Genomic DNA, 220 nt, shown 5'->3' with positions numbered 1-220 from the left:
AGTACTATCGCAATAAGCTCGGCGACCGGCAGGACGGCCCGTACGTGTCGAAGCGGTTGTAGTCGGGAAACCCCGTCCGCCGACCGACTTCAGAGCGCGTCGACGACGTTCAGGTAGCCCGCGCCGTAGTACTCCTTCCCGTAGTCGTCGGGCACCTCGGCGGCCTTCTTCAGCGCGGCCTCGACCTGGTTCGCGCTGTAGTCGGGGTTCGCCGACTTGA

Source organism: Halorubrum sp. SP3 (assembly GCF_005435195.1).
Taxonomy (GTDB): Archaea; Halobacteriota; Halobacteria; order Halobacteriales; family Haloferacaceae; genus Halorubrum; species Halorubrum sodomense.
The sequence above is the reverse complement of the archived record's forward strand: the minus strand, read 5'-3'. Positions refer to the sequence as shown.